18 protein-coding genes and 1 pseudogene are annotated in these 20,199 nt (G+C 52.4%); 7 read left to right on the top strand and 12 right to left on the bottom strand.

Translation table 11 applies throughout. The annotated features are described in order from the left end of the window. Nucleotides 1-294: 294 nt before the first annotated feature. Nucleotides 295-1,108 (bottom strand): annotated as a pseudogene (locus NGM06_RS23795) (IS5 family transposase). 96 nt (nucleotides 1,109-1,204) lie between these two features. On the opposite strand from NGM06_RS23795, the gene NGM06_RS23790 reads away from it, so the two are divergent. Continuing rightward, complete coding sequence (locus NGM06_RS23790) at nucleotides 1,205-1,516, top strand: hypothetical protein (RefSeq protein ID WP_254270791.1); 312 nt, start codon at nucleotides 1,205-1,207, stop codon at nucleotides 1,514-1,516. A 112-nt stretch (nucleotides 1,517-1,628) separates the two neighbouring features. Here NGM06_RS23790 and NGM06_RS23785 read toward each other — a convergent pair whose 3' ends face one another. Beyond that, nucleotides 1,629-1,997: a hypothetical protein gene (locus tag NGM06_RS23785; RefSeq protein ID WP_254270790.1), complete on the bottom strand. Its 369-nt coding sequence runs from the start codon at nucleotides 1,995-1,997 to the stop codon at nucleotides 1,629-1,631. A 526-nt stretch (nucleotides 1,998-2,523) separates the two neighbouring features. Here NGM06_RS23785 and NGM06_RS23780 point away from each other — a divergent pair. Together NGM06_RS23780 and NGM06_RS23775 are read left to right on the top strand one after the other, a co-directional pair. After that, complete coding sequence (locus NGM06_RS23780) at nucleotides 2,524-4,344, top strand: 5'-methylthioadenosine/S-adenosylhomocysteine nucleosidase family protein (protein ID WP_254270789.1); 1,821 nt, start codon at nucleotides 2,524-2,526, stop codon at nucleotides 4,342-4,344. Nucleotides 4,345-4,533: 189 nt separating this feature from the next. Continuing rightward, on the top strand, nucleotides 4,534-5,772 hold the full coding sequence (locus NGM06_RS23775) for a hypothetical protein (RefSeq protein ID WP_254270788.1): 1,239 nt from the start codon (nucleotides 4,534-4,536) through the stop codon (nucleotides 5,770-5,772). Nucleotides 5,773-5,786: 14 nt separating this feature from the next. Here NGM06_RS23775 and NGM06_RS23770 read toward each other — a convergent pair whose 3' ends face one another. The 6 genes from NGM06_RS23770 to NGM06_RS23740 form a co-directional block, all read right to left on the bottom strand. Next, nucleotides 5,787-6,773, bottom strand: a complete 987-nt coding sequence (locus NGM06_RS23770) for an HNH endonuclease (RefSeq protein ID WP_254270787.1) — start codon at nucleotides 6,771-6,773, stop codon at nucleotides 5,787-5,789. Nucleotides 6,774-6,872: 99 nt separating this feature from the next. Next, nucleotides 6,873-7,985, bottom strand: coding sequence for a hypothetical protein (locus tag NGM06_RS23765; RefSeq protein ID WP_254270786.1), 1,113 nt, complete (start codon nucleotides 7,983-7,985; stop codon nucleotides 6,873-6,875). A 212-nt stretch (nucleotides 7,986-8,197) separates the two neighbouring features. Further along, nucleotides 8,198-9,160 (bottom strand): HNH endonuclease, encoded by a 963-nt coding sequence (locus tag NGM06_RS23760; RefSeq protein ID WP_254270785.1) that lies wholly within the window; start codon nucleotides 9,158-9,160, stop codon nucleotides 8,198-8,200. A 196-nt stretch (nucleotides 9,161-9,356) separates the two neighbouring features. Further along, nucleotides 9,357-9,590 (bottom strand): hypothetical protein, encoded by a 234-nt coding sequence (locus tag NGM06_RS23755; protein WP_254270784.1) that lies wholly within the window; start codon nucleotides 9,588-9,590, stop codon nucleotides 9,357-9,359. Nucleotides 9,591-9,907: 317 nt separating this feature from the next. Next, complete coding sequence (locus NGM06_RS23750; RefSeq protein WP_254270783.1) at nucleotides 9,908-10,513, bottom strand: hypothetical protein; 606 nt, start codon at nucleotides 10,511-10,513, stop codon at nucleotides 9,908-9,910. A gap of 1,062 nt (nucleotides 10,514-11,575) precedes the next feature. Next, the gene (locus NGM06_RS23740; RefSeq protein WP_254270781.1) at nucleotides 11,576-12,220 is read right to left on the bottom strand and encodes a DUF6735 family protein; all 645 of its coding nucleotides are present in this window, start codon (nucleotides 12,218-12,220) and stop codon (nucleotides 11,576-11,578) included. 339 nt (nucleotides 12,221-12,559) lie between these two features. Here NGM06_RS23740 and NGM06_RS23735 point away from each other — a divergent pair, with 339 nt between their 5' ends. Further along, nucleotides 12,560-13,846, top strand: a complete 1,287-nt coding sequence (locus tag NGM06_RS23735) for an ATP-binding protein (protein WP_254270780.1) — start codon at nucleotides 12,560-12,562, stop codon at nucleotides 13,844-13,846. Continuing rightward, nucleotides 13,843-15,141 carry a DUF6414 family protein gene (locus NGM06_RS23730; RefSeq protein ID WP_254270779.1) on the top strand — a complete coding sequence of 433 codons (1,299 nt, stop codon included), beginning with the start codon at nucleotides 13,843-13,845 and terminating at the stop codon, nucleotides 15,139-15,141. Before NGM06_RS23735 ends, NGM06_RS23730 begins: the two co-directional genes overlap by 4 nt. 175 nt (nucleotides 15,142-15,316) lie before the next feature. Here the strand turns inward: NGM06_RS23730 and NGM06_RS23725 are convergent, their stop codons facing one another. The 4 genes from NGM06_RS23725 to NGM06_RS23710 all read right to left on the bottom strand — a co-directional run bounded on the left by NGM06_RS23725 (nucleotide 15,317) and on the right by NGM06_RS23710 (nucleotide 18,846). Continuing rightward, a complete protein-coding gene (locus NGM06_RS23725; RefSeq protein WP_254270778.1) occupies nucleotides 15,317-15,691 on the bottom strand; it encodes a hypothetical protein in 375 nt (124 codons plus the stop codon). A 77-nt stretch (nucleotides 15,692-15,768) separates the two neighbouring features. Beyond that, nucleotides 15,769-16,320, bottom strand: a complete 552-nt coding sequence (locus tag NGM06_RS23720; protein ID WP_254270777.1) for a DUF7342 family protein — start codon at nucleotides 16,318-16,320, stop codon at nucleotides 15,769-15,771. Nucleotides 16,321-17,575: 1,255 nt separating this feature from the next. Further along, complete coding sequence (locus NGM06_RS23715) at nucleotides 17,576-18,106, bottom strand: PIN domain-containing protein (RefSeq protein ID WP_254270776.1); 531 nt, start codon at nucleotides 18,104-18,106, stop codon at nucleotides 17,576-17,578. A gap of 8 nt (nucleotides 18,107-18,114) precedes the next feature. After that, on the bottom strand, nucleotides 18,115-18,846 hold the full coding sequence (locus NGM06_RS23710) for a DUF7437 domain-containing protein (protein ID WP_254270775.1): 732 nt from the start codon (nucleotides 18,844-18,846) through the stop codon (nucleotides 18,115-18,117). A 151-nt stretch (nucleotides 18,847-18,997) separates the two neighbouring features. Here NGM06_RS23710 and NGM06_RS23705 point away from each other — a divergent pair, with 151 nt between their 5' ends. Further along, on the top strand, nucleotides 18,998-19,690 hold the full coding sequence (locus NGM06_RS23705; protein ID WP_254270774.1) for a nucleotidyltransferase domain-containing protein: 693 nt from the start codon (nucleotides 18,998-19,000) through the stop codon (nucleotides 19,688-19,690). Beyond that, nucleotides 19,683-20,198 carry a DUF8154 family protein gene (locus NGM06_RS23700; RefSeq protein ID WP_254270773.1) on the top strand — a complete coding sequence of 172 codons (516 nt, stop codon included), beginning with the start codon at nucleotides 19,683-19,685 and terminating at the stop codon, nucleotides 20,196-20,198. Before NGM06_RS23705 ends, NGM06_RS23700 begins: the two co-directional genes overlap by 8 nt. The last annotated feature ends 1 nt before the right edge of the window (nucleotide 20,199 follow it).

The raw sequence follows: 20,199 nt of genomic DNA, 5'->3' as shown, positions 1-20,199 counted from the left end.
TCGTATTCCTCCGGCGTCTCGCACTCGGGAACTTCGAGGAAATTCAGCCCGACCGTCTTATCGTGCTTGGATGCTCTGTTGAACGCAAGACAGCGACAGAATCAGTATTATGACATTAGATTTTTCACGGGTAGCTACGCTCTCTCTGCGGATTCTAAGATCGGACGATTCAATTTTAGCGGCTTTACGCAGTGATCAAAACATCAGTTTCACAGGATACCGCACGAAGGATGAGGTGGACGATGGCGATGCCTCTCCCGGATACGTCCGGAGAAAGGGAGCAGGCGGCGAGCCCTAACTCGCCGCCTGCGTTAGGTTATGTACGATGCACTTGCGCGTGAGCTCCCGGAACTGGCCATGCCAGCTCCGGGAGCGGATCTCGTCGCCGTCGTCCTTCAGCATCGCAAACACTGTCTCACTCATCGACCGCTGGTTGTAGACGTCGTCGTCAATTCTGGCGTTGTGAGCTTTCTTCAGTGCGTTTTGCTCACAGTGTTTGATCACTGGTCGCGTTGACGCGTCACGGCAGGCTTCACGGAGATCGCTCCACGAGTACATCTTGTCAGCCAGCAACTCCTGCAGGTCTTCGGCGTTGCGCCGAAAGACCTGCAGTCCGATATGGCCGTCATAGGCTTTCTTCGTCGTGAAATGAGCGTCCATGATGGCAAGTGAGTCCGTATCAACGAGCAGCGTCGTCTTCATCGCATTGAACGAGTAACCGACTCGATTTCGGTAGTGAGCTGGCTTGATCTCGTTGGAAGCCACTGGCATCAATCGACGCAGTGCCCGAAAGCCCCGCCTGCTCCGCTGACTGGCGGAGCAGGCGGCGCAACTCTTTCATCGGAAATTCACCGTCCCAAACGCTGAACGACGAGTAATCAGGAGATTTCTCAAGGCCGAACACATTGAGGATTCCCGGCATCTCGTTCAGGTAATCTTCGAGCTTCCGGAGTGGTTTGTTGATTTCCTCTTTAAGCAGAAGCAGCGCGATTTTCGTGGAGTTAGCGTACCCGTCCGCGCCGTCCGGCGCGGCGGGTACGTCTGGTTCTTCTACGTGGTTCGTGGCAAAGTCTCGAAACGTTTGTGCGAGGGTCTTGAGACGCCCCATATCGCAAGACAGCGTCCAATTCCCCTGAAATCAGCGATATAATCCGCAGACGGCGTCGGCATTCAACGGAGCAAACTAGAGTATGCACGAGAAGACGTGAAAGAATACTTGCGGAAAGACCTGGATTTCCATGCCGTTGCACTTCTCTCAGATGGGATTGACTGGGAGCTCTGGGTCCGACCGAGACACCAACCCTTACCGGAAGACGCCGAACCTTATAGCTACATCAGTCTGCGAAAACCGATTGGTGATGTGAAAGCGCGGAACTTAGAAAATGAATCGTACCACCCACACGATGTCCGAGGGAAGATCGACAACAGCACGTTCGAGAACTTCACTGCCTCAGCTCTTAACGAGGTTCTCCAAAGCGAATTCGACCTTGACCCCGTGATAGTAGGGAACGAGTGAGCGCATAGGGACGACGAAAACAGGATTTGGTCTGTTCGTTGAAGGTCAATGCCGGTAGGAATAATACTGTAATTGAAATTCTAGTAAGTCGCCGAGTTCGCTTGTGGCGTTATCACGTTGATGGTTGTGTTTCTTCGTACTCCCATGACTCGTCGTTCTTTGGGTGGGTTGGTGATCGATAGCGGAATCCTGCGAACTTTGCGGAGTGTGTTCGCCACTCTTCTCCACTCCGTTTTTCTTCCATGACGAATCGGTCTTCGCCGCAGTCAACAACGAGTCGATATGGCTTGCCGTTTGGATAGTGGCCGCTGGAGGGACTTCGAAGATAGACAACGACGCCGTCACCGCCATCGTTTCGTGACTTACGCTCGACATACTCAACTTCATACCGAGTAGCTCGTTGAAGTGTGTATAGTGCTCCTCCTTCTTCCACACAAGCTAACTCACGGTACATATCTTCGGCAGTTTTGGTGGTTGCCATTAGCGCTAATCATCAACCATTACTCATAGTATTTTTGTGAAGAACTCAAAGACTGCGTTAGAGATTACTGATTGGGTCGGCAAAGGCTGATTGGAATACTGTGTAGCTAAGCACTTTTGGCATATGCCAGCAGTACAGTGGCTCTTCGACCGATATCGGATGAAACGCCGTCATGCGTCTTTGTCGAGATATGGAGTGAGACTTGTGAGCTCATGTTGCTTAGTGATTCTTGACTCTTTGTATCATCTATTAGATGATTGTTTCTGTCATCGAGAATTTAAACTAGATAGTGCCTTCTTAGCTTGATAGTGATCGATGTGATCTGTCTTTTAAGTGAGAGTGAACGTCAGCGAGATGAATCGGATTCTATTCCGTCGCGAATATCTTGGAGGACGACGTGGTACTGTGGGCCGACGACACGGAGTCCTACCTCCATGAGTGCTGCGACTAGTTCGTCAATCGTTTTTCAACATGCAAAGCCGAGAAGAACAGTAAAACTAAACCTTAGCCTTCTAATACAGCGCTCATGGACGAATACGATTTCGGGATCATTATCCCGATGCTCAGCGAGTTCAAGGTCTTTTGCGACGTTTTTGACACCTCCAATATAAATCAAGGATTGTTTGAGGGACAACTCCGTGAAGTTCACACATCAAGTGATTTCCGTGGGGTAGTACACTGTGTACAAGAACAAGGGCTGTCCCCAGCACTCTCAGCGACGGACGATCTCTACGAGAAAATCGGCCCGAGTCTGGATCTTCTAGTCAATATTGGGATTGCTGGAGGTCTTGATGATGACGATGTGAAAATCGGAGACGTCGTCTCCGGGTCACACGTGTATGAGATTGATCGGAATGAAAAATATACCAGTGATGATCAGAATTCTAGCCCGATCAGACGGGCTGGTCCAAAGCCGTATGACATGGAGAATCGATTCAAATCAGCGACAAAGAAGATTAGGGTTGACTTTGATACGATCTCAGAGTGGTCCAGTAACGTTGGATCTCAGTTAGGGACGTTCGGTCTTAGCCCAGCTGACATCTCTCCTAATGGCTCTGATCAGTTTGAACCGGCACTCACTACTGGACCCATTGCGAGTTCTGGATCAGTTGTCACTGATCGCGGAACTATTGAGGATGGGATGTCTGATTATATTGTCAGTATCGATCGGAACATCCTAGTGGTTGATCAAGAGAGCGTGGCCGTCATCGAACAAGTTAAGCGCAACAACGCGAAATTTGGCCGTCACGTGGTTCCGGGTGTCCTTAGAGGGATCAGTGACTTCGCTGACTCTGATAAGGGAACAGACGAAGAAGGGAGGCAGGACTATGCTATGTACTCTGCTGCGTCTTTATTTAAATATCTTCTCGAATTAGGATATCTGGATGACATATTTAACAAGGCTTCGTCTAATGAGCGAATTCCCACTCCCATCACCCCACCAGCAATCAAACGTGCACAAAAGATCGCATCAACCCTTCGTGGACAAGTAGAGGGAAAATTTGGCGTTGCCCATCGGTCATTGGAAGACCCGCTTGAATCGCTTCCAGAGCGCTTAGAAGAAGAGATGCCAACTGAGGATATATTGCTTGAAATAATGGTTGCCTTCGAAAACCAGTGTTTGCAAAGCGATATTTCTCTAACAAACGGAGCGGCTAGCGATGTCTTCTCAGCGGCACTCCGTGACCACCGGAATATGTTGTATTCCTTGGAATCTAACCTGAAGAATCAAATTCCAGAGGAGGGGAGGGAAGCTGCGCAGTTAGTTAAAAATATGAGCGATGCACATCTCCGGTTGAAGATTCTTGAAACAACTACGTCTAGAGGTGCAGTCGGTGGGACTGCAATTGATTCGTTCTCTCGGCGGAATTGGGACATGAAGGAGGTACCTGCTGGCCACTTCAGCAGAGGAGATGTAGTCCCACTACCTTCAGCATCACAGGTTGTTGTATTAGAACGGTTTGATGCTCAGAGTACGACAAAGCATTACGAAGTTGTGATGGAAGCACTCAACGGACGGGTCGCTGTTGAAGAAGGAAGGTCAGCTACAGCACGGTGTGAGATACCAGATGGTGGTCACACCTCCGTCTCATTTAACATTTCGGAGGCAGACTCAAATGAACGGCGGAAACATAGGTTCGATGAAGCCCAGTATCCTTGGGGGGACAGGGACATTCTCCAGATAGACGTGTACGCAAGTCCGGTTCCATTATCTGACTTCGAAAGAGATGTTCAAGAAGTGGATGGACAATGGCTTCTTAAACGGAATATTGACCATTCAACTCTCCATACGGCGCTTCCAGGGGTGGATCAGGAACAGGGAGGTATTTCAGTTCCGAATATCTGATAGAGCGAATTGGAAATATTTGACGGACTGGTAACTAAAATATCATCTATCATATAAGAGAAAGACCAATTGAAAGCCGACTCCGATTCGATCGGAACTGCGGGTAACAACTTGACCGGGAACGGCCCATTCCTCTGGATTGATGAACATGACTCAGTTTAATGTCCATGGGTGAGAATACCCGCATCAATGGCAGCTACGCTCACTGAACCCACCGTCCTTGCTGCCGCGAAGGAAACACTCTATCCTAATCTCGACGATAGTCCAGACCACTACGCAGTCACGGAAACCCAGTTCACGAAATCTTCGTGGGGTGATTGGGAGATCCCGGACAATCTGCGCCGTCGTCTTGCGCCGTATAATACGATTCGCCTCTCTGATGGTGAACCGGACCTCCTCGGCGTTGGGATGCCCGCCCAAGAAGTGTTGAACGCCGACACTGCAACAACGCCCGTTGCTGTGATTGAAGCGAAAGGCCACAACACGGACCCGAGCGCTGCTGATGTTCGTCGTGGGATCAATCAAGCCCACGGCCACTTGTCCGAAGTCAACCTCGGGTATGTTGCCGCCCCAATCCAAAGTATTACTGACCAAGCACGCGCCTTGGCACGCGACCTCAACGTCGGTATCATTGGCGTTGAAAGCACCCACAAAGCAACGCTCGTTGAACCTGCGCGCGTCACCGGTGTCGGCGACTTCTCAACGACTATTGACGCGATCCGATTCCAAGCAACAACCCACCAACTCACTGAGGGGAGCTTCCCTGTAAATCATCCGAAGAACTACCTCGGCTACGCTCTCGCCCTGGCCGCAGACGGTGATACACGGGACGTCTACTCCAGCCACGTAATTAACAGCGTTTCTGGCGGCCGTCGCGGAGCCCTGCTTCTTGGACTTGTCGACAATCGCCCTGATGGACATGTCCTCACACACCTTGGCGCAGAGGTCGTCAGGTTCGCCCGAGACCAACACGGAAATGTCACTACCGCACTCAACGAATTCGCGTCGTGGAAAGGCCGGTCCACTCAGTTCACTGACCTCGCCCCTCGCTGGGCGCAACTCGCTCGCTCAGTCGCAGTCCAGTACGACCCAACCCAACTCATCATCGAAGCACTCGAACGCCTCCACCAGCAAGGTATCAAACCCGCGACTATCGACGAGGTCGCCCAAGAGGCCTGCCGTATTAACCAACCACTCGCCGTCGAAGTGTTTTTCACACAGACCCGACGAGAGGACGTCCTAACTGCCGACGGCGAAATCAACAGTACAATGCTCGCTGACCCAACTGTGTACAAATCCGGCATCCACTTCCAATTCAAATACCATCTCTACCACATCGGCCTGCTCACAGACGGCGGAACCGACGACAAAGACGAAGTTCTCGCCAACGACTGGGCGTTAGAACATGCCGTCCATCACTTCAACTAACTAGCTGCACGACTTCACACCCATGCAAGCGTCGAGTTATGCTCGGCGAGATACTCGGGATTGAGACTCTCGTCGGGGAGTGGAACACGCTCATCGGCTTGTTCAACAATCGTGCGCTGAAGCAGGTCGCTTTCCGTCTCGAACGACGGGTTCACTCGCAGTCGGTACTCTCGGTCGATGGTGAATAACCCTCGGTCAAATGCGGCATGATGCGTCTTGCTCAATGGGAGTACATTGGTCAGATCCGCCCTGTAGTCCGGATACTCGCTCCACGAGAGTACGTGAGCGACATCTAACAGCCCGGGATGGTCAACGCCAGAAATGGGGCACGTCTGGTCGTGCTGTGCGATCACTGTCGCTCGGAATTCCGGATCGACCGCTCTTGCATACGCTGTGGTTTCGTACGTGCCAGCCGCCATTCCCGACGGAGACGCCGTCGAAGTCCAGTCAGTACCTGCCCAGTCTTCGACCGCATCTTCGACGAACCGCCATCCGCTATCAGTCAGGACGTACTCGTCGTCTTGTTTTTCGACGAGGTCCATGCTCCGTAGCCAGTTCGCCCGCTGCTTCGCCATATCTGTCTCTCCGCGACTCCACCCTAACTCAGGGTGGGTATCCAACTGTTGGTCGCTAATCTCCATGATCGTCATCGGCCCAGCAGACAACGCGTACAACAGACTCCGAAGCCCGACGTTGCGCTCACACATGATACGGAGGAGCGTCGACACATCCTGCTGCTGAACATACTCACGGCCAGCCTCCCCAAGCAACCAGCACTCCTCGTCTTCCCGAAGGAATCCGACCTTCCTCAAATATCGGACTCGCCGCATAATTGATTTCTGTCTTGATACGTTCGAGAACGTCCCTCGATGCCACCCGATGAGTTCATCCGTTGATGGTTGATGAGCTTGAACGAACTCCAGAATCAAGTCTAACGTCTCGACGTAGTGAGTCCCGCCGCCGAACATTGAGACGATACTGCGGAGTCGATCCGGAGGCATACCGGAGTTGTGTTAGAGCCTGATCAAGATATTTTCGTTGTCAAAGCAAGCATAAACACGAAATTATGTTCTTTCTCGTTGGTGGAATAGTCACTAGCACTAGAAATCTGAGAGCGACCGCTGGCGCTCGTAATCATATGGCTCGGTCAATACACCTCGAATCGCTGAATAATCATGCTGGGCATGTCGGTTCTCCTCAATGGCCATATCGACGATTCTAGCTCGGAACCGCTCGTACTCAGGTGACGTCAGCAAGTCATCCATATCGACCGTCTGCAATTCCCCATGCCGGGCAAAATAAATCCCGACCCGTGACACCTCCGGGTACTTGCCATCCCATCCCTCCTTTCCATAGGTTCGTCCCTCGACCTCATACAGCTCTCGCTGGATATCTACCAACACATAGTATAGCAACAACTGTCGCCAGTATGCTGGCGTAAAGGTTCCCTTCTCAGTTGTTTTGATATCAACTAACAGGTTATCAATGATGAAATCACCCTCCCCAGGCAGGATGTGTTGGTGCATCCCAAAGCGTGGATTCTCCATGAGGTGCTCGCCGTCGGTCCAGGCTTGTTCACGGAGCAATTGAAACAGACTCGCCATCTCGTCGCGTAGCTCGTCCTCAATCGCGGCGCGATCGACCCACGAGGTAACCACTTCGTCTGGCTGCCAACCAGCGTTCAGCAAGGCCGCTTTTACCACCCCCTCAGTATTCATTCCTGTCTCGATGAACTGCTCAACAACCGTCCGAAGCTCCTCATCATATCGCCAGGTGAGTGGGCTTGGACGTGGTCGCCAGTCTGCCCGATTCTCCAACTGTTCTTCCCACTCCTCTCGATTTGAGGCACGATTGTTCTCGTCCTCCCAAACGAACCCATCAAAAACGGAGACTCGAACTGGCGGGTTCTCCGTTGAATTCCATCCGTATTGGTATTGGAAGTCACTCGTGTCTCGACCCCATCGCTCAGCACGGTCCAAAATCTCCGAACCGTCCGTATACGCAGGATGATTCGGACGGATAATAGAATCACACTGGCGGTACAACCAGACGCGACAGAGGAATTCAACGCAATTGCCTACCAAGCGATGGCTATAGCCATTATTTGAGATCTGCAAATCAGCCTCAACGTCCTGTCCGGGATTCGGATAGCTTGAATCTATCTCGCTACGAACATCGTCGAATGAGATGAATGAAGTTACTCCAGTAACCATGACCGGTAAGAAGTATCCTCGGCTACGTGAAAATAATCTTGTTATTGGAATCTAATCTCGGGGTGACGGAATGTGGTGAGTTCTAAACTGCGTCCAGGCTCGTGGCATTGGCGAGTCGCAGTAAGCAAGTAGATTAGCATTCCGTAGTAACGTGGACTGCGTGACTCATTTAGTTACAGTTAGTGGACGCTGCGTCACTCCAAAGGAGTTTGCTAAGAGCTGTTCTTGAAGCCGTGGAGTTCTCGATGTTTCGCTGTGAACCGCTGGTCTGGCCGAAATCGTTCATCGGACGGAAGCCGGACTCTCTTTCCTTCGAGTTGTTTGAACTCGTGGTAGCCATTCCGGCCAGGGCAGTCCCGGACGAGAATTGTGTAGTCGTCTGCAAGTGAGAGCCAACCGGAGTCAAATGCCCAGTGGTGAAGCCGACAGAGCGCTATGCCGTTTCGGATATCATCACGCCCGTTCTGTTCCTTCGGATAGATGTGGGCTGCTTCGACCTCCGGCCGTCCGTCGGGGGTTTCTCGACTCTGTCCACACATCGCGCACGTATCGTCGTACGCTTCTTTGACGAGTCGTGCGAACGCTGCGTCCCGGGCCCGCTGTCGACGTTCTGTGAACTCGTCTTCGGCTTCAGTTAGCCGGGGTTCATCAGCGATAGCTTGCTTCAATTCGGTCCGCGCGTTCTCAATCTCCGCCTCAGATGGCTCATCCGAGCCTTCGTCGAATATGGCGGCTTCGACAGAGCCGGAGTCGTCTACCAACCCTGCAACGCGCTGGTCGGCGACGCGAGTGAAGCCTTGCACGACTGGCCGCCCCTTGTACCCAAGCAGGTTCCAGATATGTTCGATAGCGGGGACGTCCGTAGTGAAGTCCTCGATGGTGAAGATATGCCTACTTCGCGGTTCATTCCAAAGGAGTCGCCCCACGTCCGAGTTTTCGAAAGTGCATTGCACGCGTCCACCCGCAATGAACTCCCCGTCGTGATAGAATAAGACGGAATCACCGGATGTCATCTGGTCGATTGCGGTCTGTTTCTTACTCGCGTCTGTCTCGGTTGTCCCCCAAATTCTGCGTTCCGTCAACCCCTCCAATTGCGGTGGCACATCCTCGTAAGCCGTGAGATTGACTGGCGATTCAACAGAGCGTCTGAACTCGTCTCGCCACGCGTCGTTCACCGGAATAAGGTATAGTCCACTAATGTCGTACACTAAGCGGTTCGTTTGTCCGTATGCCATTGTGAATATTTCCTTTCTAAACGTCGTCTCCCGACCTGGATCGTCTCATGGTCGTTCTATGACGACAGGCAAGGTCATTGAGGATAATACCGCGACAGAATCGCTAGAGTGTCTCGCTACTCTGTATTACTCAGAATCAATTTTCCGCTGAGTGGGCAAGTACCTCGCCGAAACACGAGAGGTTCAGGAATCCCACGCCGCCGATGGCGTACTTCTGCAACTCGTCGTCGTACTCTGGTAGGTCGCATATCAGCGCTGAGACTTCTACAAGGTCCTTCTCTAACGCGGCGTACTCCTCGCTGAGCGTGGTCCGCGTCGAGAACTCCTCGCCCTCGACGTGATGCGAGCACTCCGCGACCTCGTCGGTCACCAGCGTCGGCCCGTCGCCGTGGTCGAGGAGGACGCCGGCTGTACCGAGTTGTCCTCGAACTGTTGGAGGTGAAGAACCTCGGCGTCGAGGAGAGGCCCGTCCGTGGCTTCGACTTCTTAGTAGTCCGACTCGGGGGCTGAGAGGAGTCGCCGATACGCGCTCATGATGCGAGCACGCGTTTCGTCGGTCAGGACGCGATCCATCGGAAAGACGGAGTCAATTTCGGTCACGAGTAAGAGCGCGGAGGGCGGAGGTAAGAAGGTCAGCCGTGGACGAAGTAGAAGTGAAAGTGAAGAAATCCCCCTCTCATCGAGTGTTTACTTGTTATCCCTACCTGACGAGAGTGAGTCAATAGGGGTTTTTACTTCCTTCTTAAGCATCTCTTCGGCTTCGTTGAATCGGTCGTTATACTCCGCTAAATCGAACTCTCGGTAGTCAACATTTTCAGGCTGTTTGACTGCCCGAGACAGATATGGATTGGTATCGTGCAATATATTAAAAACATCAAGTAGGATTTCGTGTTGGGGTTCGTCAAGAAAAATGGAGACACGGTCAACCGTACTCTTGTACTCGAAGTACAAATCAATCGCATCCTGATGATCTTCTTCGGAAATACCGCCGTGTCCAGCCTTATCGGCAATGCGTTTGTAAGTTCTACGCGTCTCCTCAAGAGTAGAATGCGTCTGAATAAGTGATTCTACTTTTTTGTCCAGATAGTACTCTGCTCGTCTTCTGGCGTCTTCTGATTGAATTTGAGCCTCTAATCGCTCTTCTTGCGCTTGCAGTCTTTTATCTAGTTGGTCACGCTGAGCAGATACTTGCTTCTCAGTACTTTTGAGGTTGAACCACCCCGCAACAAGATATCCTGCGACTGAACCGCCAACTCCAAATAACCCGCTCAGAATGACTGCCTCGGAAACCATAAGTTGGCTTCATAAGGGAGAGGTAATAAATGGTCAGTAAGGGCAGATTAGTTCTCATCGGCTAGAGCCCAAGTCATTCAGGGTCTATAACTTCTCCAACTCTACACACGCGGTCACACACCCACAAACACGCGGTCAGACGCGCTCAGAAATCGACGCCCAGAATTGCACACGCCGTGCGCTGGCCACGTGTGCAAAATGCTTCGCGTTCGACCGCGACCGTGCTCGCTCACCCATCCCCGATCACGCCGTAGACGGACTCCATTATATACGGACTCCCGCTCCGTCACCGTAGCAAACTAGGTCATGTGGGGGTATGTGTACAATTTCATGCGCCACAGGATGGCCGATTCGCGCGAGCGTCGATTCGAAATTGGCGTGTCACACGGGAATTCGTGATACCGACTGCAACCGCCGATTTAGACTCGGATGCCACTGCTTTTGAGGTCGTGACCGACCTATCGCCGCCAACTCACTCCAGTCCATAACCGAGGTGTTGGTCACGAACTCGTACTTAGTACCGGCCACTGGCCGCTAGAAGGCTGAAATCAGTAGGTGGCAAAGAGATAGTAAAAGAGACGGGACAGGGTCACAAAGCCACCTGCCTCAGGGAAGTTCGTATTCGACGATTTCTGTTGGCCCACAATAGGGACAGGGGTCTGTCTTCGAGTCGATGGTCGTCCCACAGTGCCGGCACTCATAGACGGTCATTGATTCGTTCTGCCTCGTGAAGAGGCAGTGCAAAAGTTGAGGAACGCTCATCGACGGGTCTGCCTCCGCGTTGAGCGCCGACTCTTTCGCGACGCCTCGTCCCATGAGCGTGGAATGACGCCGTAGCACTCAATCACGTCGGCGTACCTGCGTAGGAGGCCGACGAGTACGAGTTCGGGAACACCTGCTTGCGCCTGTCGGAGTAGCCAGCGTTCGAGGGCTTGTTCGACTGCGTCAATACGACTCTGGCCAAACGGACGTTGAGTGTTCTCAGTCATTGTTGTGACGCGACTACGTGGGTCGCGCCTGCACCCCCTGCAGGCGCATACAAACTCCCCTGTACGCCACACGTCACAACACGCTGTCGTGGGGACCGATGACCGCTGTCTCGTCACGACTCCACGCTCGGAGTTTCTTGACGATGCACGCCCGTGCCTCCCCAAGCGTGAGTTCCCCGTCGTCAACGCGGTCACCGACGACGTCTTTCAACGCCTGGAATTGGCCGTGGCTGTACTCCTCGTGACGGGGTTCGCCGTCCCGCCAACTGACGGACTGGAGGACGCCATTGCCTGTCGTCTCTGAGGCCTCGACGGCCTCGCAGTCGTACTCAAGGCCAAGCCACCGCGTTCGATACGCCGTCACCTCGAAGTCCAGTGAGACCACGTAGAAGGCTTCGTGGTGGAGATAGTCCAGATACTCCGAGGGGATCTCGTCTAGTGAGACTCCCACAGTAATCGGGTCTGGGTTGACTGGCGTCCGTGACTGTCGGTCGACGGCGTATGCGCCCGCGGTCGTCTCCGTGCTTGATTGCAGGGCTTCGTACTGGTCGTGAGCCCATTGGTTGGGGTGGTCGCCACCGAAGGGCGTCTCCGTAGTGAGTTGGTGTTTCAGCCGATAGTCGAGGGCCCCGTTATGCGAGTAGTGGAGGGTGTGCGGTGCGTCTGGTCGTTCGTAGGTGATGAGTGTGCGATATCCCATGCAGAACCAGCGGGTCACTGAGGTGCGCCCGCAGTCCTGCCGGGCGCACAAAAATCGGTGGTGTTTCAATCGTAAATGTTCTGCTCGCCACCGAGAATCTAATCGTGCCGGTGGGACTATGGAAACATCGATTCACGCCTTCGACATCCTCCTCAACCAGACCGAAATGCTAGAGGAAACCTAAACGCATGGCTGATGGTGAAGATACCAACGACGTAGTGAAGGATAAGTTCGCTCAGTGGTTTGATAACGAGAACAGCGACGAGATAGCCGAAATCGGTGGCAAGAAGAACACACAGTAAGGCTAAAATTCGATACACGGTAGATTGAAGAATGTAGGAAGTATCACTTTTCAATATGAGCGACAAGGAGCTGGCCTTGGTAAATGAGATTGCTGATAACGGCAATCTCATTGTGAGGTTTCTCAACGGGGCTGGAACCGATACCGTGGCAAACCGCACCGATGATGCCGAAGTCGGAGATATTGTAGAAGTTGAGGGTTCGGTCCTTAGTAACGATAAGGCTGTGGAGGTAGTCAAGAAGGGGGGGTATGACCGAGGGAAATCTATTGGAGTTGTAGAAGCTGTGTTCGATGAGAAGATTGCAGTGAGGACTGAAAACGGATTGCTGGAAATCGGCCGTCCCGAAGAAACAGTAGAGGAAGGATATACTATCGCGTTGACTCCTTCCGATTCTTTTTCAACCGTATTAGATGATGAACCGATAGAGATAGAGCCAAAGCCTGATCTGGAAATTGATGCAATCAACCTGAACTTAGGGTCTGACGATGAAGAGGAAGACCGGAATGAAGATGGGCTATATCAACCTGAAAATATAGAAGAGGTCTCGTTTGAAGATGTTATCGGGTTACAGGACGCCAAGGACCGGCTTATCGAAGCAGTAAGTCTGCCTATGGAAAAGCCGGAAAAGATGGAAGACTTCGATCTTGAAGGCCGGTTTGGAATCCTGTTCTACGGATCGCCAGGAACGGGTAAAACGATGATGGCGAAGGCTGCCGCAAACGAGTGGGGCTCATCTGATTCATTTTTCCATATAGGCGGTCCTGAGATCGTGAGCAAGTACTACGGCGAGAGCGAACGCCAGATTAGAGATGTTTTTGAAGCCGCTGAACGAAAAGCCGAGGAAGAAGACCAGCCTGCAGTAGTATTTATCGATGAGATTGACAGTGTTGTTCCACGTCGAGACCGTGCTGATGAGACGGAACGCCGAATTGTTGCACAGTTCTTGAGCGAACTTGACGGCTTAGAGGATCGCGGCGATATTATTGTGATAGGTGCTACCAACTTAATTGAGGTTATTGATCCGGCAGTACGGCGGCCTGGACGATTTGACGAGGAAATCGAATTCACATTACCCGATACCGGGGAACGAAGAGATATTCTCAAGGTTCACTCAAGGAATATGCCGCTATCTTCCGCTGTAGATTTCAAAGACATCGCAGAACGGACTCATGGATGGTCCGGTGCAGACTTGGAGTCAATCGTAAAGAAGGCCGGTTTTATCGCTCTCAAAGAGGAGAGGCCACAGGTTCACCATGAGGATTTTGTGATCGCTCTTGAGCGGTTTGACAAGCAACGAGAGGCCAAACGCCAGCAGATACAAAAAGTGAGGGAGCAAGAATGACCCGTCTAAAAATTCGTCAAAGGTTGCATTCACTGGCTATACGTATAGAAAGGTGGCTTGCTAGAGACCAGTTTGATGAGCTACGTGAGTTCGTTTACTTGGATGAGATTAGTGTAAGGAGCTTGTTGGCGTCAACAGGAGAAGGAGGAATCGTCTCTGAGACAGTTGACGAGGAAATGCGTAGAAGACGCTCTGGGTCCAGAGTCGGTGGAAAATTAGGAGCTGGCCCAGCTTCTGTCAATTCAAGAGTAGAGGAGGAAAGAGAACATCAGAACACAGCGATTGAGACTCGGAATTACGACTTAATCCAGTCAAAGTTCACGAGACTGTACAAAAGCGACGTTGTAGAAAAGAAGCTCTCACTCGGTCAAATCCCTCTGGAAGAAGCTGCAGATGAACCGTTCTCAGGGCTTACAACCTCGAATTTACAGCGTGGTGATATAGTTGAGCTTAGAGTTGATTTATCCGCGAACCTACTGTTTAGACTGTACCAGACAATTGACTACTTCGCTGATGTATTTGAAGATCAAATCGATTCCGAGACGGAGGAGATGCTGGAATTAATAGAGAGTAGTCTAGGTAACCGGATTCCAGTCATCGGAAAAGCGGTTGACTACAAGGTCGTGGACGGGAAGGAAAAGACGATTAAACGAAGCAGTCAACTGAGCGACGCCGAAAAAGAGAACGTGGAGGATTTAGAGGTTGTCACGCTGCTAAATCTTGATGGTCTCTGGGCAGACCCTATACAAACTCTGTTCAGCAACGATCGGTTTGTACTATATTGTAGGGTGGAAGATGTAGACCTAGACCGATGGTATCCGCTGAAGGTGACCCGTGCAATCAACAGCCTCTCAGAACCAACAGCCAAACAACTGAATCAAAAGTTCCGTCAAGGGTTGAAAGAGACAAGGAGTCAACTATCCGAACTACGGGATTTCACCGACTGGTCCGCTGATTCAGCAGCGCAGTGGGGCCAAGACATCGAACGATATACTGAACACTTAGAAGACGAGTACAATCTTGTCATTTCTGAAGATGAACAGCAGCAGTTGCTGTTCGAAACGATGGAAGATATAGAAATCGGCCACGAGAAAAGCCAGACAGCACAACGCAAGACGGTTCTAAATGCTTACACAGATGCCGTTATTGAGATGTTTGAGCTAGATTCTATAGATCACGAGAAACGCCAAGAACTACGTGTAGATACTACGAAGTCGAATCAGGAAGATGAGGAAATAGAATCTGATAGTGATGTATTCCGGATTGAGGCTAAGACGGTAGCGATGTATTGGTGATTTCTTGATTCGAGGTTGGTAGCCGAACCCTCCTAAAGTCAGATTCGGGGAAGACCGGAAGATGGTGTTCCACGGTAATCTCAATGAATTGGGAGTCCGACCTACAAGCTATTACGGCAATTCAAAGAGTCAGATACACAGACTAAGTCTGAGTACTCTTTGTCCCGTACTGAGGTCAGTAGTCACTTGTTTGCCGTAGCTTGTCCGGAAGTCGATCAAGACAGACTTCGAGGAAACTTAGTGGGGCTTCAACCTCTATCGCTCCCGGTTCATGGACTGATTCATCATCAGTTTCGAGCTGGAAATGCGTTGTCCCGAGTTCTGGATGGTCCTCGTCCTTGTGCCAGCCAAGACTCACGACATCGTCTGCCCAATGAACACGCTGCACATCAGTTCCCTCACGTGGTCGCCAAAGTACCTCTACTTTGGCTTCCGCCCGGGGGAATGACTCGCCAAGGAACAGTTCCACATCGACGTCTGCAACGACGGTTCGTGGGCGAATCCGTGAGGGGTCATATCGCACATCGTAGAACCCAGGGATGTTCTCCATTCGTTCTTTGATACGACGAAGGCCTTCTCGTCGGGTGAATCCCCGACCACCAGCAAGCAATAACACCATCGATCTTACTAGCCTTCCTGCGGAAGTTTCGTGGACGACTCATCACCAAGCGACTCCGCACCTAATGTCGTGAGCGAACTCTTGAGGCTAATTGCAAGCTGAATCGATTCACGCATCTCGATATTGTACTCCCACTCTTCGATGGTTTCGAGGCGTTCACGGCGTTCATCGCCAGTCAAGTCATCACGGCCGATGCTTTGGCGCAGTTCGGCGAGTGACTCAACCTCGTAGGTGCCCTTCCACGCATCGATCTCCTCACCGATTGCATTGAGTTCGCGCGTGAGTTCATTGAGTGTGTGTGCTTCTGCAAGTTCACGGACCTCACGGAGGAACTGCGTGACGCTATCCGGCTTGTAGCTCGTGCCCTCGTTTGTCTCGACAACTTCCAGATCGCCCTGTTCAACCATCCGTTCAAGATACTTTACGGCGGTATCGCGTGAGACGTCTGCCTCCTCGGCGATCCAGCCTGCGTTCCGTGGTTCTGTCCGCGTTAGCGCGACATGGCGGACACGCTCTGCTGCATCCGTATTCTCGGGCCAGCGGGGTTCTTTCTTACTCATACGTTGTGTCTTCGTCGTGCCTTCACTAATAGTTTCGTACTAGTACAAACTATTTGGCACTCTACGATGGGTCACTCACAGCGCCCCGCAAAATTTCGTACAGAGTGCGCCTCATTCTTCTGGCGAACAAAAACTATTACTCGGAGTCGTTTCCGAACAACCGCTTCGTCCGCCCCCAGACTCCGACTGTGACCCCCATCATCTGGACTCCTATCAACACCTTGCTCGTTGTGGGTCTGGTTCATCGGTTGGTCACGCTCTGTGAGTTCGGCTGTGAGTCACTTCGCTTTGCTTCAAGTCCCCTAGTGCGCTTGTTCCTGTTCTATAGTGATCGATCGCAGGTGAGAATTAATGCCGGAGTTAGAATAAACGGGGCCACGAGCACCTAGGGCCGTTCAAAGATGCAGTTGCTGCTGTTTTGAGAAGCCTCGGTCTTAACCAACAGACGCTCCCGAGTAGTACCGTCTGTTGGTTAATGATTTGGGCTTGCTGGAACCGTCTGCTGTTGAGAGACGTAACTCCGGAGAGCATTGCAGTTCCAATACCGCACGTTTATATCGTGCGACCAGGACCAGTCAAGGTGTGGGATATCCTGTTTCTCCCCAAATCCCCCATTGGGTATCCCACGCCTGAACCTGACCTCGTAGACACGCACTATACAGTATTCGGTGGTCGATAGCCGACGACGCGATCTTTCTCCCGACTCCCGAGGCCGCGAGTCCAACCCGAAGGTTCGCTTCGACCCAATGGTCTATTTTGGTGGCGTGCAATGTATCCGGTAATGCCGAGTTCACGGAGGTCCCTGAGTACGAGCGAGCAGTCTGTGCTCGACCACCTCGACACGTATGTCGAGACTACGGCAGATGAGGAGCGTATCTCACACGCAGACGCCGTCACGTACCTTAGTGAGCAAGGTCTCACGCGTGCCGACGCCCGTGAGATTATCGAACAACTATTATTGAAAGGATATCTGTACGAGGTCGGCGACAGACTCCGTATTCCGCCTCGCATCTAAGGTTTGTTCACACGGATCTGTGCTCGGTCGCCAACGGTGATATGAAGTGTAGTGATGACTAGCTATGTGTGCTGTTACTGTTTAGCAGGGACGTGGTGAGTGCCGCCGATTGTTTCCCAGTACTCGTCGGCACTCGCCCAGAACTCAACGATGAATTCCCCCATACCTGGAAACTCCACGTCAGTATCGCCAGCTACGGTGTGGAGTTCGTGGCCGGTGGTGTCTTCGTACGTGTTCAGGCTAAATCAACCGCATTGAGCTTCCAGCATCATCGCCGATGATATCTGAGAGTCCGCATACGGTGATTGCGTCCGTATAGCCCTGTGCAGTTACTGCATTTTTCAATCCTTGTCTCGCTGGCTTATCGTCCGTGAGGACAACGACGTTCGGCTCTGCGCGGTCTCGAACGTACTGGACGACAAGCCCTGCAAGAATTGCGTCTGTCTTTTCAACATCATGTTCGGCCTGCCCCGTTTCACTCGCAATCGTTCGCTTGGCAATATCGCTTGCCGCAACAGCATCCCCATCCGTCGGGTCCGGCGCATCAATGATCTCTGCCCAGCCTTCCTCAAGCGCGGTCTGTACGCGGTCTGCCTGTGGTCCACCGAGTTCACCAATCACCCGACGTGGAATCTTCAACACAACGTCAGCCGTCCGAACTGCCTGTCGGAATTGGTTATACTGTGGTTTCGATGGGCGACCAAGCGCGATGAACACGTTCGCGTCGACAAGAACAGTCGTCGCATCCGACAACGGAGTATCCTGATCCATTCCCGGCGTCACTCCTCATTCGCCGGGTCCGCTGGCGTCGTTTCTGCCTCTGCAGGGTCGGGAAGGTCCATCTGGTCATGGACATCTGGGAAGAGGTACTCGAAGTAGGGGTCGTGGTCACGGCCCACCGCGAGCGCGGGCACCAGCGCATACACGATCAGCATCGCGTCGGCGTCCCGAACATCGATATCGCTCGCGACCATCCGTTGGGTGGTTTTGCCTGCGAAGTGGAGTCCTGCGCCCCGAAGTGCCGCGACGAGTTTGCCGATGCCATGGCGGTCAACAAAGTATGCAATGTCTTCGTCGACCTCCTGGAGTGCGAAGGCGTGCAGTACAGTCGGCGTGATGACGATCGGGAGTTGTTGTTCAACAAGGACGAGTGGCTCGGCAGTCAACTGCTGGGGCCGAGTCGACTCATCACGGTCGATAAGCCCGAGGTCAACCAGCCGGTCAACGTATTCGTAGGTGGTTGATTTCGAGAGGTCGAGATCATCCATGACCTCTGGTGGCGTGACTGGCCCCCAATAGCAGACGTACACGTACACACGGGCGAGTGCTGGCTGATTGAGAAGCTCGACAACTGTCTCTAATCCAGGGGCGTTTCTGGCAAGCGCTTCTGGTGTCAGCGTCTCCTCATTCAACACGTCGGTTGGGGGTGGGTCTCGGATGTCGATTCCTCCGTCTGGAAGAACGCGGTATTGCTGTGGTGGGTGAGTCATATCTACTAGTTCAAAGTCCATGAACTTCAGACTACTGGTGGTCAACGATATTCGCGTGACTGTCGTCCCGTCACTAAAACGACGGGTGGGGGCGTGTATCCAGTTGACCAACATAAATCTAGCACCGGTCTAAATATAAACTTTAAGTGACTCGGTGAAGGAGTACGTTTGTATGAAAGGGAATGCGAATATGGGTTCGGGTGGTGGGTCGACAATTAGCCTCGACATACCTGCCCAAGAGCCGAATCTCTTCAAGAGTCAGGCGGTCCACGAGATACTCTCGTTTTTAACTCGGTATCACACCGACGAGTTCTCTATCACAGAATTAGGTGACGCCGTGGACTACTCACAACCAACCATCTCGAAGGCGGTCGATATCCTGGCTGCCAACGACCTCGTCGTCACCCGACGTGAAGGAAATGTCAAGAACGTACACATCAACCGTGGCCGATTATCACGTTCGGACGATCCCGTCCTCCAAATCCCGCAACCTGAATTCCACAAGCCAGTCCGCACAGCGGTCACGGAGTTACTTGAGAATCTTGACGGTGTCGTCGGTGTTGTCCTGTACGGTAGTGTAGCGCGAGGCGACGCCGACCGCCGGAGTGACATCGACTTGTGGGTACTCGTTGAAGAAGACCGGATGGCGAATCAGCGAACTGCGAACCGTGTCCGCCAAGACCTCGAAGACCACGAATTCGACACCGGCCGATACGCATACGATATCGATGTCGAATCGCTTCCCGCCGTCCCAAACTATACTGATGAACTCCAAGACGTGCTGAGTGACGGACTCGTCGTTCACGACACGGAGAAATTCGAGACAGTCCGGAAGATGGTGTTCCACGGTGCCCTCGATGAGTAGAGAGTCAGACCCACAGGCTATCACGGACGCGCTCGACGCAGCGATTGACGCATTCAACGAGGAAGGCTACGGTGTCCCCACACGAGAAGATGCAATCGATCCGAAAGTCGATTGGAAAACACAGCTAACGAAGGCCTGCCGACTGCTAGCCGCTGTCGAAACCATCGCCGACCAAGGCTACTATACTGCGACCATCGAGTTGTGCTTCGGCGCAACCGAACGATCCGTCGAAGCCTATGCGTTAGCCGAAGGTGGTGACGACCTCAATGACTTCCACGACCACACGTCCTGCTACGACCGCGCAACCGACCTCGGCCTCCTCTCAGACACAACAACCCGTGAACTCCGACAACTGTACGACACCAACCGTACAGACAGCTACTATGGTGGACGACGCCCGACAGAACGCCAAGCAGACACCATGCAACAACTAGCTCAAAACGTCCACGAACACGTCACGAACCAAATTAGGGAAGGCGGCGTCTGCGTCTGCGACTCACCAAACTAAC

This window comes from Halorussus aquaticus (assembly GCF_024218795.1).
Taxonomy (GTDB): domain Archaea; phylum Halobacteriota; class Halobacteria; order Halobacteriales; family Haladaptataceae; genus Halorussus; species Halorussus aquaticus.
This window is presented reverse-complemented; position numbering and strand designations above follow the sequence as displayed.

Excerpts from the sequence above, each read along its gene's own strand:
- NGM06_RS23725 (WP_254270778.1), bottom strand. The coding sequence starts at position 15,691 with ATGGAGAACATCCCTGGGTTCTACGATGTGCGATATGACCCCTCACGG.
- NGM06_RS23780 (WP_254270789.1), top strand. The coding sequence starts at position 2,524 with ATGGACGAATACGATTTCGGGATCATTATCCCGATGCTCAGCGAGTTC.
- NGM06_RS23700 (WP_254270773.1), top strand. The coding sequence starts at position 19,683 with ATGAGTAGAGAGTCAGACCCACAGGCTATCACGGACGCGCTCGACGCA.
- NGM06_RS23775 (WP_254270788.1), top strand. The coding sequence starts at position 4,534 with ATGGCAGCTACGCTCACTGAACCCACCGTCCTTGCTGCCGCGAAGGAA.
- NGM06_RS23770 (WP_254270787.1), bottom strand. The coding sequence starts at position 6,773 with ATGCCTCCGGATCGACTCCGCAGTATCGTCTCAATGTTCGGCGGCGGG.
- NGM06_RS23720 (WP_254270777.1), bottom strand. The coding sequence starts at position 16,320 with ATGAGTAAGAAAGAACCCCGCTGGCCCGAGAATACGGATGCAGCAGAG.
- NGM06_RS23750 (WP_254270783.1), bottom strand. The coding sequence starts at position 10,513 with ATGGTTTCCGAGGCAGTCATTCTGAGCGGGTTATTTGGAGTTGGCGGT.
- NGM06_RS23730 (WP_254270779.1), top strand. The coding sequence starts at position 13,843 with ATGACCCGTCTAAAAATTCGTCAAAGGTTGCATTCACTGGCTATACGT.
- NGM06_RS23735 (WP_254270780.1), top strand. The coding sequence starts at position 12,560 with ATGAGCGACAAGGAGCTGGCCTTGGTAAATGAGATTGCTGATAACGGC.
- NGM06_RS23715 (WP_254270776.1), bottom strand. The coding sequence starts at position 18,106 with ATGGATCAGGATACTCCGTTGTCGGATGCGACGACTGTTCTTGTCGAC.
- NGM06_RS23705 (WP_254270774.1), top strand. The coding sequence starts at position 18,998 with ATGAAAGGGAATGCGAATATGGGTTCGGGTGGTGGGTCGACAATTAGC.
- NGM06_RS23785 (WP_254270790.1), bottom strand. The coding sequence starts at position 1,997 with ATGGCAACCACCAAAACTGCCGAAGATATGTACCGTGAGTTAGCTTGT.
- NGM06_RS23765 (WP_254270786.1), bottom strand. The coding sequence starts at position 7,985 with ATGGTTACTGGAGTAACTTCATTCATCTCATTCGACGATGTTCGTAGC.
- NGM06_RS23710 (WP_254270775.1), bottom strand. The coding sequence starts at position 18,846 with ATGGACTTTGAACTAGTAGATATGACTCACCCACCACAGCAATACCGC.